At 70.6% G+C, this 14,915-nt stretch carries 11 protein-coding genes and 1 riboswitch; of the genes, 5 read left to right on the forward strand and 6 right to left on the reverse strand.

Annotation, left to right across the window (positions count from 1 at the left end):
- The first annotated feature begins 69 nt into the window (after positions 1 to 69).
- The 3 genes from ACQPXD_RS55275 (at position 70) to ACQPXD_RS55285 (ending at position 4,119) form a co-directional block, all read left to right on the forward strand.
- Positions 70 to 264: an amino acid--tRNA ligase-related protein gene (locus ACQPXD_RS55275; RefSeq protein WP_432833101.1), complete on the forward strand. Its 195-nt coding sequence runs from the start codon at positions 70 to 72 to the stop codon at positions 262 to 264.
- A gap of 283 nt (positions 265 to 547) precedes the next feature.
- A complete protein-coding gene (gene ileS, locus ACQPXD_RS55280; protein WP_432833103.1) occupies positions 548 to 3,670 on the forward strand; it encodes an isoleucine--tRNA ligase in 3,123 nt (1,040 codons plus the stop codon).
- Between the two features lie 128 nt (positions 3,671 to 3,798).
- Entirely contained in the window at positions 3,799 to 4,119 is a 321-nt protein-coding gene (locus ACQPXD_RS55285; RefSeq protein ID WP_432833105.1) for a GYD domain-containing protein, read from the forward strand.
- Between the two features lie 73 nt (positions 4,120 to 4,192).
- On the opposite strand, the gene ACQPXD_RS55290 is transcribed toward ACQPXD_RS55285, so the two are convergent.
- The 3 genes from ACQPXD_RS55290 to ACQPXD_RS55300 form a co-directional block, all read right to left on the reverse strand.
- Positions 4,193 to 5,779 carry a GH25 family lysozyme gene (locus ACQPXD_RS55290; RefSeq protein ID WP_432833107.1) on the reverse strand — a complete coding sequence of 529 codons (1,587 nt, stop codon included), beginning with the start codon at positions 5,777 to 5,779 and terminating at the stop codon, positions 4,193 to 4,195.
- A gap of 284 nt (positions 5,780 to 6,063) precedes the next feature.
- Positions 6,064 to 7,188: a glycoside hydrolase family 19 protein gene (locus ACQPXD_RS55295; RefSeq protein ID WP_432833109.1), complete on the reverse strand. Its 1,125-nt coding sequence runs from the start codon at positions 7,186 to 7,188 to the stop codon at positions 6,064 to 6,066.
- 93 nt (positions 7,189 to 7,281) lie between these two features.
- Positions 7,282 to 9,447, reverse strand: a complete 2,166-nt coding sequence (locus tag ACQPXD_RS55300) for an Hsp70 family protein (protein ID WP_432833111.1) — start codon at positions 9,445 to 9,447, stop codon at positions 7,282 to 7,284.
- A gap of 185 nt (positions 9,448 to 9,632) precedes the next feature.
- Positions 9,633 to 9,778: riboswitch (cyclic di-AMP (ydaO/yuaA leader) on the forward strand.
- Positions 9,779 to 9,787: 9 nt separating this feature from the next.
- Here ACQPXD_RS55300 and ACQPXD_RS55305 point away from each other — a divergent pair.
- Together ACQPXD_RS55305 and ACQPXD_RS55310 are read left to right on the forward strand one after the other, a co-directional pair.
- Positions 9,788 to 10,810, forward strand: a complete 1,023-nt coding sequence (locus ACQPXD_RS55305; RefSeq protein WP_432833113.1) for a coiled-coil domain-containing protein — start codon at positions 9,788 to 9,790, stop codon at positions 10,808 to 10,810.
- Positions 10,811 to 10,881: 71 nt separating this feature from the next.
- Positions 10,882 to 11,835 carry an exopolyphosphatase gene (locus tag ACQPXD_RS55310; RefSeq protein ID WP_432833115.1) on the forward strand — a complete coding sequence of 318 codons (954 nt, stop codon included), beginning with the start codon at positions 10,882 to 10,884 and terminating at the stop codon, positions 11,833 to 11,835.
- 36 nt (positions 11,836 to 11,871) lie between these two features.
- On the opposite strand, the gene ACQPXD_RS55315 is transcribed toward ACQPXD_RS55310, so the two are convergent.
- The 3 genes from ACQPXD_RS55315 to ACQPXD_RS55325 form a co-directional block, all read right to left on the reverse strand.
- Entirely contained in the window at positions 11,872 to 13,299 is a 1,428-nt protein-coding gene (locus ACQPXD_RS55315; protein WP_432833117.1) for a glycosyl hydrolase family 18 protein, read from the reverse strand.
- Between the two features lie 244 nt (positions 13,300 to 13,543).
- Positions 13,544 to 14,053 (reverse strand): hypothetical protein, encoded by a 510-nt coding sequence (locus ACQPXD_RS55320; RefSeq protein ID WP_432833119.1) that lies wholly within the window; start codon positions 14,051 to 14,053, stop codon positions 13,544 to 13,546.
- Positions 14,054 to 14,144: 91 nt separating this feature from the next.
- Complete coding sequence (locus ACQPXD_RS55325; protein WP_432833121.1) at positions 14,145 to 14,789, reverse strand: DUF3455 domain-containing protein; 645 nt, start codon at positions 14,787 to 14,789, stop codon at positions 14,145 to 14,147.
- Between the last annotated feature and the right edge of the window lie 126 nt (positions 14,790 to 14,915).

Below are 14,915 nucleotides of genomic sequence, written 5' to 3' on the forward strand. Positions count from 1 at the left end.
GATGGCGGTGCCGGTGACCTCGACAGTGTATCCGCCCTGGCCAGGCAGATCGGAGGTCACGCCCGGCGGGTGAGACATCCGCACCGTCCGCCCGCCAGCGGCGGGCGCGGCGGCCCGTCCGTTCGTGACCCACCACAAAGCGCGGACGAGGGTATCGGCATCGACCGATTCATCGCCCTGCTCACCGACTCGCCGAACCTGCGCGATGTGGTGCTGTTCCCGTCGATGCGCCGGGACGCCGGCGGAGCGGCCGCTCAGTCCTGATGCCGGCGGCGCCGGGACGGCCCGGCTATACTTGCCCACCGCGAGGCGCTGATGGGGACACGCTCCGCCGCACGCAGCCACGAGAGACCCGGGGACGGTGGAAGCCCGGGGGTGTGCGCGACGTGGGCATCACCCCGGAGCCGCCGGAGGAAAGGCCGCAAGGCCGAGTAGAACCGGCCGCACACCGAATGAGGGGGCCGCACTGCGGCCAAGGAGGGTGGTACCGCGGGGCTCTGTGCCTCGTCCCTCCGTTACGACGAATTGATTCGCGTACGGAGGTCCGATGTACCGCCCAGTGCCCGCGCAGGTCGACCTGCCCGACCTCGAGCGCCGCGTGCTCGCGTTCTGGCGCGACGAGGACGTTTTCCACCGCAGCCTGCGGCAGTCGGCCGGACGCCCGGAGTGGGTGTTCTACGAGGGGCCACCGACGGCCAACGGGATGCCCGGCGCGCATCACATCGAGGCGCGCGTGTTCAAGGACGTTTTCCCGCGGTACCGCACGATGAAGGGCTTCCACGTGGCCCGCAAGGCCGGCTGGGACTGCCACGGCCTGCCGGTCGAGCTGGCCGTCGAGAAGGAGCTCGGCTTCTCCGGCAAGCCGGACATCGAGGCGTATGGGATCGCCGCCTTCAACGAGAAGTGCCGCGAGTCGGTGACCCGGCACACGGACGCGTTCGCCCGGCTCACCGAGCGCATGGGCTATTGGGTCGACATGGACGACGCCTACCGCACCATGGACCCGCAGTACATCGAGTCGGTGTGGTGGTCGCTGCGGCAGATCTTCGACAAGGGCCTGCTGGTCGAGGACTTCCGGGTGGCGCCGTGGTGCCCGCGGTGCGGCACCGGCCTGTCCGATCACGAGCTGGCCCAGGGCTACGAGACGGTCGTCGATCCGTCGGTGTACGTCCGGTTCCCGCTGCGCTCCGGCCCGCTCGCCGGCAACGCGTCGCTGCTGGTCTGGACGACCACGCCGTGGACGCTGGTGTCCAACCTCGCCGTCGCCGCGCACCCCGACGTCACCTACGTGGTGGCCACCGACGGCGAGGAGCGCCTCGTGGTCGCCGAACCGCTGCTCGCCAAGGCGCTCGGCGAGGGCTGGACGCCGACCGGCGAGACGTTCTCCGGCAAGGAGATGGAGCGGTGGGCCTACGAGCCGCCGTTCGACCTGGTCCGCACCGAGGGCGCGCACTTCGTGGTCAACGCCGGGTACGTCACCACCGAGGACGGCACCGGCCTGGTGCACCAGGCACCGGCGTTCGGCGCCGACGACCTCGCCACCTGCCGGGCGTACGACCTGCCGATGGTCAACCCCGTGCGGCCGGACGGCACGTTCGAGCCGGACCTGCCGCTGGTCGGCGGGGTGTTCTTCAAGACCGCCGACCAGCGCCTGGTCGCCGACCTGCGGGAGCGCGGCCTGCTGTTCCGGCACGTGCCGTATCAGCACTCGTATCCGCACTGCTGGCGCTGCCACACCGCGCTGCTGTACTACGCGCAGCCGTCCTGGTACATCCGCACGACGGCGGTCAAGGACGCGATGCTGCGCGAGAACGCGGCGACGAACTGGCAGCCGGCCTCGGTGCAGGACGGCCGCTACGGTGACTGGCTCAAGAACAACGTCGACTGGGCGCTGTCGCGCAACCGGTACTGGGGCACGCCGCTGCCGATCTGGCGGTGCGCGGAGGGCCACGCGGTCTGCGTCGGCTCGCTCGCGGAGCTCGGCAAGCTGGCCGGCCGTGACCTCGCCGGCCTCGACCCGCACCGGCCGTTCATCGACGAGGTGACGTTCCCGTGCCACTGCGGCGCGGAGGCGACCCGCGTTGCGGAGGTCATCGACGCCTGGTACGACTCGGGCGCGATGCCGTTCGCGCAGTACGGCTACCCGCACCGCAACCAGGAGCTGTTCGCCGAGCGCTACCCGGCGCAGTTCATCTCCGAGGCGATCGACCAGACCCGCGGCTGGTTCTACACGCTGATGGCCGTGGGCACGCTGGTCTTCGACCGCTCGGCGTACGAGAACGTGGTCTGCCTCGGCCACATCCTCGCCGAGGACGGCCGCAAGATGTCCAAGCACCTGGGCAACATCCTGGAGCCCATGGCGCTCATGGAGCAGCACGGCGCCGACGCGGTGCGCTGGTTCATGGCCGCCGTCGGCTCGCCGTGGTCGGCCCGGCGCGTCGGGCACGTCGCGATCCAGGAGGTCGTACGCAAGACGCTGCTGACCTACTGGAACACGGTGGCGTTCCAGTCGCTGTACGCGCGGACCGCCGGATGGTCGCCGTCGGCCGCCGACCCCGCCGCGGCCGATCGGCCGCTGCTGGACCGGTGGCTGCTGTCGGAGCTCAACATGCTGGTCGCCGAGGTCGATGCGGCGCTGTCCGCCTTCGACACGCAGCGGGCCGGCCGACTGCTGGCCGGCTTCGTCGACGACCTGTCCAACTGGTACGTGCGCCGCAGCCGCCGCCGGTTCTGGCGCGGCGACCCCGAGGCGCTCGCCACGCTGCACGAGGCGATCACCACGGTCACCACGCTCATGGCGCCGATCACGCCCTTCGTCACCGAGCGGGTCTGGCAGGACCTCGTGGTGCCGGTGCGCCCGGACGCCCCCGCCTCGGTCCATCTGGCGGAGTATCCGGTGCCGGACGAGGACCTGATCGACCGGTCGCTGTCGGCCCGCATGGCGCTGGTGCGCAGGCTCGCCGAGCTGGGCCGCTCGGCGCGCCAGGACGCCAACGTGAAGACCCGCCAGCCGCTGTCGCGCGTGCTCGTCGCCGGCCCGGGCGTCGACCGGCTGGGTGCGGAGCTGGTCGAGGTGCTGTCGGACGAGCTGAACGTGACGATGGTCGAGGCGCTGCAGCGCGCCGACGCCTCGCTGATCGACACCACGGCGAAGGCCAACTTCCGGGCGCTGGGCAAGCGCTTCGGCAAGGCGGTGCAGCAGGTCGCGGCCGCGATCGCGGCGGCCGACGCCGCGGCCCTGGCCGCCGCGCTGCGCGAGTCGGGCGAGGCCACCGTCATTGTCGGCGGCGAGCCGGTGCTCCTGGCTCCCGACGAGGTGTTCATCACCGAGAAGCCGCGCGAGGGCTGGTCCGTCGCCAGTGACAGCGGCCTCACCCTCGCCCTGGACCTGCACATCACGGAGGAGCTGCGCCGGGCCGGCCTCGCCCGCGAGCTGATCCGGCAGGTGCAGGAGGCCCGCAAGTCCAGCGGCCTGGAGGTGGCCGACCGCATCGCGCTGCACTACGAGGCGCCGGACGAGCAGGTCCGGGCGGCGCTTGCGGAGCACGCCGCCCTCATCGCCGACGAGGTGCTCGCGGTGCGGTTCGCGGCGGGCCGGCCGGCCTGGCCGGACCCGGTGGCCGAGACCGACGACGCGATCGGCGTGACCTTCTGGCTGCGCAAGGCCTGAGCCCCGGCACCACGAGCGGCCGGCCGCCCCGCACGGGACGGCCGGCCGTCGCGGTCATTTGCTGGATGATCAGGAGTCTGCGGGCGGCGGCATCCGGCGACTACCCTTGGTTGCAGGAGGTGATCTCCATGTCCAGATATCTCATCGAGGCGACCTACACGCTCGACGGACTCCGCGGTCTGCTCGCCGAGGGCGGCAGCGGTCGGGTCGACGCGGTCCGGAAGATGGCCGAGAGTGTCGGCGGACACCTTGAGTCCTTCGACTTCTCATTCGGCGAGCAAGACACGCATGTGATTTGCGAACTGCCCGACAACAGGGCCGCCGCCGCCGTCGCGTTCACGATTGGCACATCCGGCGGAGCCACCACCAGGACCGTGCCGCTGATGACGCCGGCGGAGGTGGACCAGGCCGTTCGGCAGAAGGTCGACTACCGCGCCCCCGGTGGCTGACCGGGGCCGTCGCGCGTGCTGATCGACCCACTCGGCACAGGGTTGGCGGCGCCGGGTGGCGCCGCCAACCCGCTCAGCCGATCCTGGTGAACTTCTCCCAGTCGCCGATCGTGGTGCGGTTGGCGATCAGGGGCAGTGCGCCGCCGTTCTCCGCGGTGACATACAAGCCGTTGACGTTCGCGCGCAGGCTGATGCTGCCGTCGTCGTTCTTGACGATGCTGAACCGCTCCCAGGCGCCGGCCGCGGGGCGGTTAGCCACCAGGGACGACTTGCCGGCGTTCTCGGCGGTGACATACAAGCCGTTGGCGTGCGAGCGCAGGGCCACGTTGCCGTCGCCGAGGTCGACCAGATCGTACTGCTCCCAGGCGCCGACCGCGGTGCGGTTGGCCGCCAGCGGGGACTTGCCGCCGTTGTCGGCGGTGACATACCGGCCGTTGGTGTTGGCGCGCAGGCTCACGACGGCCGGGACCGGCACCTTGGCGAACTTCTCCCACGGGCCGACCGCGGTGCGGTTGGCGATGAGGGGCTTGTTCCCGCCGCTCTCCGCGGTGACGTACCGGTGATTGATGTTGGCATACAGGCTGATGCTGCCGTCGTCGTTCTCGGCGAGGGTGAACTTCTCCCACGCGCCGACCGCGGTGCGGTTGGCCACCAGCGGGGCATTGCCGGCGTTCTCGGCGGTGACGTAGAGGCCGTTGGCGTGCGAGCGCAGGGCGACGTCGCCGTTGCCGGCGTCGACCAGGTCGTAGGTCTCCCAGACGCCGATCGACGTGCGGTTGGGGATCAGGGGCGCCTTGCCGGCGTTGTCGGCGCTGACGTAGTGGTCGTTGGCGTAGGCGCGCAGCTCGAACGGCTCGTCGGTGGCGGGTGAGCCGCCGGCCAGCCGGGTGAGGGCGGCGTAGTCGCCGTTGAACGCGTTCTTGTCGTAGTTGCCCGCGAGGGAGTTGTTGCCGCCGGCGTACTGCCAGATGGCGAACGTGCTCCACCCGCTGGGCAGGTTGGTGGTGGGTGGGTTGCCCGACCAGTTCGCGATGTCGAGCGGGTTGCTGGCGAACGAGGTGTCATTGCCCGTGCACGGGTTCCACCAGTTCAAGTTCGTGTAGATCATCATGGCCCGGCCGGTGCGGGCCCGGACCCGGTCGGCGTAGGCGTGGATCCAGGCGACCATCTCGGCCGGGGTCAGGCCGTAGCAGTCGGGGAGTTTCAGCGACGAATACGGCCATTCCAGATCGAGGAACGGGACGAGTGTCTGCGCGTCGTTGCGCCACTCCGCGTGGTCGATGAAGAAGTTGGCCTCCCCCACCGGGTCGCGCAGATCCGGCCGGCCGAACGCATAGGCACCGGTCAGCAGGCCCGCGGCCTTTGCCGCGACGTTGTCGTCGTGGAAGTACGGATTCGTGTAGAACTGCCCCTCGCTCGCCTTCACGTAGGCGAACTTGACGCCGCTCGCGGCGACGCCGGGCCAGTCGATCGGGAATTGCGAATGGTCGTGGCTGGACACATCGACGCCGAGCACCGAATACCCGGCCGGCGCGCCGGGCACGCCCGGGGCGACGGCGCTCGCGCGGAGGCCGGACGAGCGCGAGCCGGCCTGGGCGTGCCCGCCGGTGTCGTCGGGCGACTGGGCCGACGCCGTGCCGATCGCGGCGACCGCGCACAAACCACTGACGATCGCGACAATACGGACCAACCTGCGAGACGGCGTCTGTTTCAGCCGGCCGGGCCGGACATGGCGACCACGCCGAGAATCGGCGCCGTCACGCAGCGGCATTTTCACATCAACCCCCATGATTGCGTTGACTATGAGCCGTCGGACAACACAATGTACGCAACGGCCGCGCATTCATGGGACCCCCACCCCGGCTTTTATTCAGTGCCATTTCGCATAGGCGCCGGCGGCAACCCCCGGGCCGGGGTCGCCGCCGGCGCGACGCGCGTGGAGAGCTAGCAGCTGAGCGAGCCGCCGCCGACGCCCACGCCGAGGATCGACACGAACCGCTGGTAGGCCGACACGCGGCTCTGGACCTGGGCCGGGTTGCGGCCGCCGCACTCCAGGCTGCCGTTGATGCTGCGGATCGTCTCGCCGAAGCCGGCGCCGTTGACCATCGCGTTGTGCGGGGTCATTGTGCCGGGGCCGCTCTGGGTGTTCCAGTACCACAGCGCGGTCTTCCAGGCGACGGCCGGATCGGTCTGCACCAGGTTCGGGTTGTGCAGCAGGTCGATGCCCAGCGCGTCACCCGCGGCCTTGTAGTTGAAGTTCCAGCTCAGCTGGATCGGGCCGCGGCCGTAGTAGGCGGCCTGGCCGGCCGGGCAGCCGTAGGACTGGCTCGCATCGCAGTACGCCGGGTAGTTGGCCGTGTTCTGCTCGACGACGTAGACCAGGCCGCCGGTCTCGTGGTTGACGTTGGCCAGGAAGGCGGCGGCCTCCTGCTTGCGCTGCTCGTCGGAGCCGGTACCGGCGAAGGCGGGGTAGGCGGAGAGCGCGGCGACCAGGCCCGAGTACGTGTAGAAGGAGTTCCGGCTCGGGAACATCTGGTTGAACTGCGCTTCGCTGACGACGAAGGACCCACCGGACGAAGGCGGGGCCGTGGAGCCGCCGCCGGAGCCGGAGCCGCCGCCGGAGCCCGAGCAGGAGTACGGGTCCCAGTACCAGGTCGAGATGACCGGGCTGTACCCCGGATTGTCGTGCTCGGCGATGTAGAACTGCCCGTCGGTGAACTTCACGATGTCACCGGCGGCGTAGTTCTGGCCCTGCGCCCAGGCCGGGAAGCTGCACCCGCCCGCCGTGCCGGTCTGCGCCGGCGGGTTCGGCTGCTGGCCGCCGCCGCCGCACGCGCCCTGGTCCTGCCACACGCCGCTGCTACCGGGCGGCGCCTCGTTCTGCGTCCACCACTTCGCCTGATAGTTGTGGCCGTCGTGGGACACCGTGGCGCCGTTGGTGTAGACCGCCGTCGCCTGCCACGCGGCGGCGCACGAGGCGGCCGAGGCGGGCATGATGTTGAACACCGCGACGATGCCGCTCACCACGGCCATGACGGCGATCATCGCCAGCCCGTGCACTCTCGACACGCTTGATCACTCCCTTGGATCCGTTTGTGACAAACACATCCGACCAGGAGTTGGCGATAAAGGCAGTGAACATCATCGGTTTATGAAGAAGATTTACGGAAGGCTTGAACCGGCCCGGCGGGAGCGCAGGTAGGACGGGATCGCGATGCCGAGGCCGACGCCCAGCGTCACCAGCAGCTCGGGCCAGGCCAGACCGTCGGAGGAGAACAGCCTCCAGTAGGGCATGGTCAGCGTGTAGATCGTCCCGGGGCGGAGGATCTCGAGGAGCATCAGCAGCAGCGCGAGCGCACCGGCCGCGACCGCCAGCGCCCGGGCGGCCAGGCGCAGGCGGGCCCGGCCGGCCACCCAGCCGCGCAGCGCGGCGCCGGCGAGCAGCCACGGGCCGACCGACAGCAGCAGGCCCAGGGTGAAGGCGGCGTACCACGACATCGCCCCGCCGTAGAAGGCGACGCCGCTGATCGGGCTCACCAGATAGATACGGTCGTGGATGAAGTCGTGCTGGCGGTAGATCTGCCTCGTGTCCGTGGCGAGCAGGAGCGCGGCGCCGGCCGCCGCCCACAGCACCGCCCAGATCCAGCGAGGCCGTCCGGCCGGCGGGTCGATGGCGTCGCGCCGGGGCGGGCGCACCAGGAGCACGGCGGCGCCGGCGACGAGCGCGACCGCGAAGACGACGAAGGTCCACGCCACGCCCTCCGAAAAGAGGACGTAGGAGTCCGCCAGCCGGAAGGGGGTGCCGTCGGCGAACCGCAGCGCGGGGCCGGGAAGGGTCACCGTCCCCCCGGCGACCAGGACGGCCAGCCCGCCGCCGATGGCGATCAGGGCCGGGATCAGCGCGCGGTAGGCGGGCAGCGCCGAGCGGCCGGCCGCCGCCACCGTGAGCGTCATGGCGAGCAGCACCAGCAGCGGCTTCGGGGTGAAGGGCGCGAAGAAACCCGTCTGGATGGGCGGGTAGTTGATGTGGTCGAGGACCCGGGTGCCGAGCAGCCCCAGGACGACGATCGCGCCGATCACGGCGAGCAGCCAGTTCACCCTGCGCCGCCGCGGCGCGACCGGCGCTTCCGCGACAACGACGACGGGTTCGTCCGCTACGACAACGGGCTCTTCCGCGACAACAACGGGCGCTGCCGCGACGACAACGGGCGCTTCCGCGACGACAACGACGGGCGCTTCGGCAACAACGTCGGCGACGACAACGGGAGCAGTAGGGGCGGCCAGCAGGCTGCCCAGGGCCACCACCAGCTCGGGCTGCTCCAGGACCACCGGCGCCACGCCGAGCGCGCGGTGCAGCAGCGTGGCCACGAGCGGCACCCGGCTGGCCCCGCCGACCAGGAACACGCCGGCCAGCCGGTCCGCGCTCACGCCGCTGGTGAACATCGTCGCGGTGGTGAGCGTGACCGTGCGGTCCAGCCAGGGGCGGGCCAGGATCTCGAACTCCGTGCGGGTCAGGTGCAGGTCGACGTCGAACAGCGGCACCGCGATCCCGCCCGCGGTGGCCCGGCTGAGCAGCTCCTTCACCGCGCGGGCGTCCTCCCACAGGGCCCGGCGGTGGCGGCGGTCGGGGGTGCTCTGCGGCGCCTCCAGGCGCTTCCAGAGCTCCGCGTCGCCACCCGTGACCTGCCGGCCGACCCAGTCCACGATCGTCGCGTCGAGGTCGACGCCGCCGACGTCGTCCAGGCCCTGGGCGGCCACGACCTCCCAGTCCGTGCCCGAGCGGCGGACCACGCTGATGTCGAAGGTGCCGCCGCCGAAGTCGTACACCACGATGGCGTGGCCGTCCGGCACGTGGTGACCGAGGACGGTCGTGAAGTACATCGCGGCGGCGACCGGCTCGGCGACCAGCGCGACGGCGGGCAGGCCGGCCCGTGCGGCCGCGTCGAGCAGCAGCGAGCGCCGCTGCGGGCCCCAGCCGGTGGGGTGGGTCAGCACGGTGGCCTCGATCGGGCGGCCGGCGGCGCGCGTGGCCTCGTCGGCGACCCGGCGCAGCACCGCCGCGACGAGCTCGACCACCCGCACGTCGCGGCCGCCGAGGAAGAGCGCGACGTCGTCGATGCGGCGCTTCGGGTGCGGCTCATAGGCGGCCGGGTCGAGCCGGGCGCTGCGCTCGGCGTCACGCCCCGTGAGCAGCGCGCCACCCGGGTCCGCGAAGACGGCCGAGGGCAGCAGCGGGGAGGCGTCGAACAGCAGCGCGTCGCTGCGGCCGTCGGGCCGTGACAGAACCGCGACGGTGTGCGAGGTACCGAAGTCGACGCCCAGCCTCATGGCCGTGGACGTTACGGCGCACGGAAGCGCAGCAGCAGCGACCGTTCGGACGTGATGTGAGTCACTATCGGCGACCACCGGCGAGGTTGCGGGAATGTCCGCCCAAACGGTGCGGTGCGCAATTTCGATGCCCTGGGTACAGTGACGGACGGTCACGTCCATGCGGGCACCGCCCCCGGTGCCGGGCGTGGCTGCCGCCTAATCGCCGCACCGTGGCGAGCCGGGGACCCACCGTAATGTTGGGGTGAATCTACCCTCCTCGCGAGGGTGGTAGGGGTCGTTCCGTCCCGAACCCGTCAGCTAACTCGGTCGGCGGCCGACGGAAGGAACAACGACCCAGATGTCATCGCGACATCCCTACCGGCGCGTCATCGTCGCGCTGCTGGCCGCTTGTGTGCTCGCGGGGCTGACCGCCACGCCCGCCTCCGCCGAGCCGGGCGGCGACACCGGGGACGAGGGCGCCGGCGCCAATCCGACGCTGGGCTCCGTCCTGGAGGACACCACCCGCGCCTGGACCGACGCCAAGGCCCGCTTCGACGCCTCCGTGCAGCACCAGGCGCAGCTCACCCAGCAGCTGCAGGCGACCGAGGCCCAGCTGGCGAACATCCAGGAGCAGGTGTCCGCGATCGCCGTCGCGGCCTACCGCACCGGTCCCCTGTCCACGTTCGCCGCGCTGATGGACTCCGGCAGCCCGGACAGCTTCGCCGAGCGGGCCGGCTCCATCAACGAGATCGCCCACCACAACGACAACCTGCTGCACCAGCTCAAGCTGCTCAAGGAGAACCAGGCGGCGCAGAAGCAGGCCCTCGACGACGAGGTCGCCACGCAGCAGCAACAGGTCCAGACCATGGAGCAGCAGAAGAAGGAGGCGGAGAAGGCGCTCGCCCTGGCCGGCGGCCCGAGTAAGGGCTTCGTCAGCGCCAACCTACCGCTCGCCGAGCCGACGCCGCGCAACGCCAACGGCTCGCTGCCCAAGGAGTCGTGCAGCGTCAACGACCCCACCACCACCGGCTGCATCACGCCGCGCATGCTGCACGCCATGCAGCAGGCACAGGCGGCGGGCTTCAAGCGGTTCGTGTCGTGCTTCCGCCCCAGCGGGCCGTATGAGCACCCGAAGGGCCGCGCGTGCGACTTCTCGGTGCAGACCAAGTCCGGCTTCGGCGGGGTCGCCTCGGGCGACGACTTCGTCTACGGCAGCACGCTCGCGGCCTACTTCGTGAAGAACGCCGACCGCCTCGGCGTCATGTACGTCATCTGGTTCAAACAGATCTGGACCCCGGCGGCCGGCTGGCACCACTACAGCGGCGTGGCCGGCGACCCGTCCAGCGATCACACGAACCACGTTCACCTGTCGATCCTGTAATCCTCACGTAGTCGGGCGGCCGGTCGATAAGGCTCTTGTCGACCGGCCGTCGCGCGCTTGGGGGATTCACCGTGAAGTACCGTCTCGTGACCCGCAGCGACTTCGACGGACTGGTCTGCGCCGTGCTGCTGCGCCACCTGGGCCTCATCGGCGACATCACGTTCGTGCACCCCAAGGACGTTCAGGACGGCGCCGTCGACGTGGGCCCGACGGACATCCTGACGAACCTGCCGTATGCCCCCGGCGCGCACCTGGTCTTCGACCACCACCACTCGGAGACCCTGCGGACCGGCGGCACCGCCACCAACCACGTGATCGACCCGGCGGCCCCGTCGGCGGCCCGGGTGATCTACGACCACTTCGGCGGCGGGGAGCGCTTCCCGCACGTCTCGGACGAGCTGATGGAGGCGGTGGACCAGGCCGACTCGGCGCAGTACCACATCGACGACATCCTGCACCCGAAGGGCTGGACGCTGCTGAACTTCCTGATGGACAGCCGCACCGGGCTGGGCCGGTTCCGTCAGTTCCGCATCTCCAACTACCAGCTGATGATGCAGCTCATCGACGCGTGCATCGACCACCAGGACGTGCAGGAGATCCTGGCGCTGCCCGACGTGGCCGAGCGGGCGGAGCTCTTCCGCGAGCAGCAGGAGCTCTTCGTCGACCAGGTGCGCCGGGTGTCCCGTATGCACGGCGACGTGGTCGTGGTCGACCTGCGCGCGGAGGAGGTCATCTTCGCCGGCAACCGGTTCATGGTCTACGCCCTGTTCCCCGAGGCCCGGGTGTCGATCCACGTGATCTGGGGCAAGCAGAAGCTCAACACCGTCTTCGCGGTGGGCAGATCCATCCTGGACCGCAGCTCGCCCACCGATATCGGGTCGGTGATGCTGCGGTACGGCGGGGGCGGCCACCTCGCGGCCGGCACCTGCCAGGTCTCGCACGACGCCGCCGAGCGCGTGCTGGCCGAGCTCATCGACCAGGTCGGCGCCCCGATGACCTCCGCCGCCCGCCGCGGCGGGGCGTGATCGAGGCGGCGACCACACCCCACCGCGGAGCGGTGGTTACGGCAGAGTCCAGCGCTGGTTGGCGCCGGCGAAGCAGTCCCAGATCTGCAGGCGCGCGCCGTCGGCCGAGCTGTTGTCGGTGACGTCGAGGCACTTGTTCGACACGGGGTTGCGCAAGGTGCTGTTCGAGGTGTTGTACTGCCAGACCTGCGCACCGGAGCCGTTGCAGTCCCAGAGCTGGATCTTCGTGCCGTTCGCCGTGCCGGCGGAGGTCACGTCCATGCACTTGCCCAGGGCGCGCAGCGTGCCGTCGGCGGCCACCGTCCAGTTCTGCGCGGTGGTGCCGTTGCAGGTGTAGAGCTGGATCGCCGTGCCGTTGGCGGTCGACGCGGCGGCCACGTCGGCGCACTTGCCGGCCAGGCCGGTGATCCGGCCCGTGCGGCCCGACGGCGGGGTGGTCGGCGGGGTGCCGCCGCCGGTGGCCGTCTCGTAGATCGCGTTCACCAGCGAGTTGGCGCCGGTGGCGTCCTGGGACATCTCCCAGAACATGATCCCGCCGCCGTTGGCCATGGCCCACTGCGTCTTGCGCTTGACCGTCGGGATGCCGTTGTAGCACTCGTTGGAGCCGTTGACCGTGGTGCAGTCCCGGTTGGCGTTGGCCGGGTCGCGGGAGACGAGGTCAGCGAAGGTGTAGTACCCGGGCCGGGAGTAGAACGGCACGCCGATGACGGCCTTGCCGGCCGGCAGGCCGCGGCTCTTCCAGCCGTTGACCGCGTTGACCGACCAGTCGTAGTTCGCGTGCGGGCTGCCGCCGTCGTAGGTCATGATGTTGAGCCAGTCGACGTAGCCGAACACGGCCGGCTGCACGCCGCCGGTGGTGCCGCCCTCCGACACCACGGCCGCGGTCAGCAGCTTGCCCCGGCTGTGCATGGCGGTGCTGAGCTGGGACATGAGCGCGGTGTAGTTGTTGGCGGAGGTACCCGGGTCCGGGTACTCCCAGTCGATGTCAACGCCGTCGAGGCTGTACTGGTTGACGAAGTTGACGACGTTGTTGACGAACGCGGTCCGCGCGGTGGCGTTGCCGGCGAGGGCCTCGAAGGCGGAGTCGTTGCCGTCGTTCCAGCCGCCGATCGAGATCGACACCTTCACCCCGGCGGCGTGGCCCTGGGACACGATCGACTGCAGTTTCGACGGGTTGTCCAGCCCCTGCAGGCTGCCGTTGCTGTTGGGCAGGATGAACGCGTAGTTGATGTGGGTCAGCTTGGTGTACTGGATGGCGTTGGCGCTGCCGGCCCAGGACGGCATGTAGCCGATGCTCTTGAAGCCGTTGGGCAGCGTGGCCGCGTTCGCGGCGGGCTGGGCGGCGAGGACGACCGCCACGCCGGCCGCGGCGGTGGCGGCGGCGACGGCCGCCGCGGTGAAGGCCGATCGGCGCGTCCGGCGAGGTCCGGAGCGGGCGGTCCCGGACTCCGAGTGGGAGGACATCGGTGCTCCTTCGGGTGGTGGACCGGCGCGGAGCACGGTGGGACGGCTCGTGGTCGGCCCGGCGCACGTCCGGTGGGATCGGACGGGGTGGGGGTGCCGGGGTCGTCCAGGTGCGCCGGTACAGTGACAGGTGCCGATACAATAGGAAAGTTAACTATTAGTTGTCAATATTTCGGCACCGGTCCGTACACACGAAGAGGCCGCCACCCCCGGGCGGGGATGGCGGCCTCGTGAAGCCGTCGGGTCAGCTGGAGACCGCGGAGATGCCGGCGGCACCGCCCTCGCCGTGGAACTCGGTGCCCGAGGCGAAGTCGCTGTCGAACCGCTCGCGCAGGGCGTCGAGGTCGGAGAACTCGGCCTGGTGCGACGACTCGCTGCCCTCGGCGGCGAAGACGTGGTCGTCGACCTCGGCGTTGTGGCTGTAGTTGGTGAAGTCGTCCGACTCGTAGTGGACCGCGGCGGGCTGGTCGTACTCCACGTGGTGGCCCTGCGAGAAGGCGGTGGACTCGGCCGCGTGGTGGTCCTGCTCGAAGGTGTTGAACTGGCTGTCGTGGTCCGCCTCGCTGCCGGCGGCGTGGTGGAGCTGGTCGAGCGAGCCGTGCTCCTGACCGGCCTCGTACTGGCCGTAGTCCACGTCGTGGCCACCGTACACGTCGGGCTGGTCGTTGCCGGTGTAGCCCGGGTCGAGCGTCTCCGGCTGGTCGTTGCCGGTGTAGCCCGGGTCCAGCTGCTCGCCGCCGTCGTAGTCGCTCATTGCGTTTCGGCCCCTTGAGAAGTCGTTGTGGTTGCCGAGAAGAACGGTAAGCGACCCGTCAAACCCGGCAATCCCCGAAACGTGCCACCACTCAGCGGGCCGGGCGGGACGGCGGCGTGCAGGGCACCCAGAAGACGTAGTCGGCGGTGTATGCGACCGACCGGGGCGCGTCGGTGCTCGGCGTGCAGGCGCCGGTCGGGCCCACGCCGCCGGTGGTGTTGACCCGGCTGATGAACGCCACCTTGTCCAGCTCGCCCGGCGTGGTGTTCTCGTGGGCGACCACGTGCAGCAGCAGCCACGGGATGGTGCCGTCCTTCGGCGTGGTCTGGTCGACCGCGCCGAGGATGATCGAGTGGTCCACATTGGATTCCCAGCGCGGCCCGGCGTAGTGGTGGATCGTGGTCGCCGGCCGGCCGTAGCGCTTGAGCTGGGCCTCGGGCGTGGATTTCGTCGCCCACGTGCCGGTGCCGTCGGCGTTGGCGGTGCAGGCGTAGGTCTGCGTCCCGGCCGTGACGTGGTAGGCCGAGCCGATGCGGAATCCGCTGCCCGGCGTCGGCGCCCCGGCCGGCAGCCGGAAGTGGCTGCCCGCGGTCGCGTCGAGGGTCGTGTCGGTCGCCTGGGCGGCGTCGGTCGCGGCCGATGCCGTGCCGGTGCCGACGGCGACCAGCGCCGCCGCGGCGATCGCGGTCGTCGCCAGCTTGTGCCGGCCGACCCACTTTCCGAGTGCTGAGCGCATGGCGGATCGTTCCCCCTTTACGGATTTCGGACTGAGTTTTCCGCCCTATTGACGCACTCACCCATTCCGGGGGATACACCGATCGGCGGTGACAAATATCAACGAGATCCGTTTGATCCGGGCGTA

Source organism: Dactylosporangium sp. CA-092794, from assembly GCF_050948465.1.
GTDB lineage: Bacteria > Actinomycetota > Actinomycetes > Mycobacteriales > Micromonosporaceae > Dactylosporangium.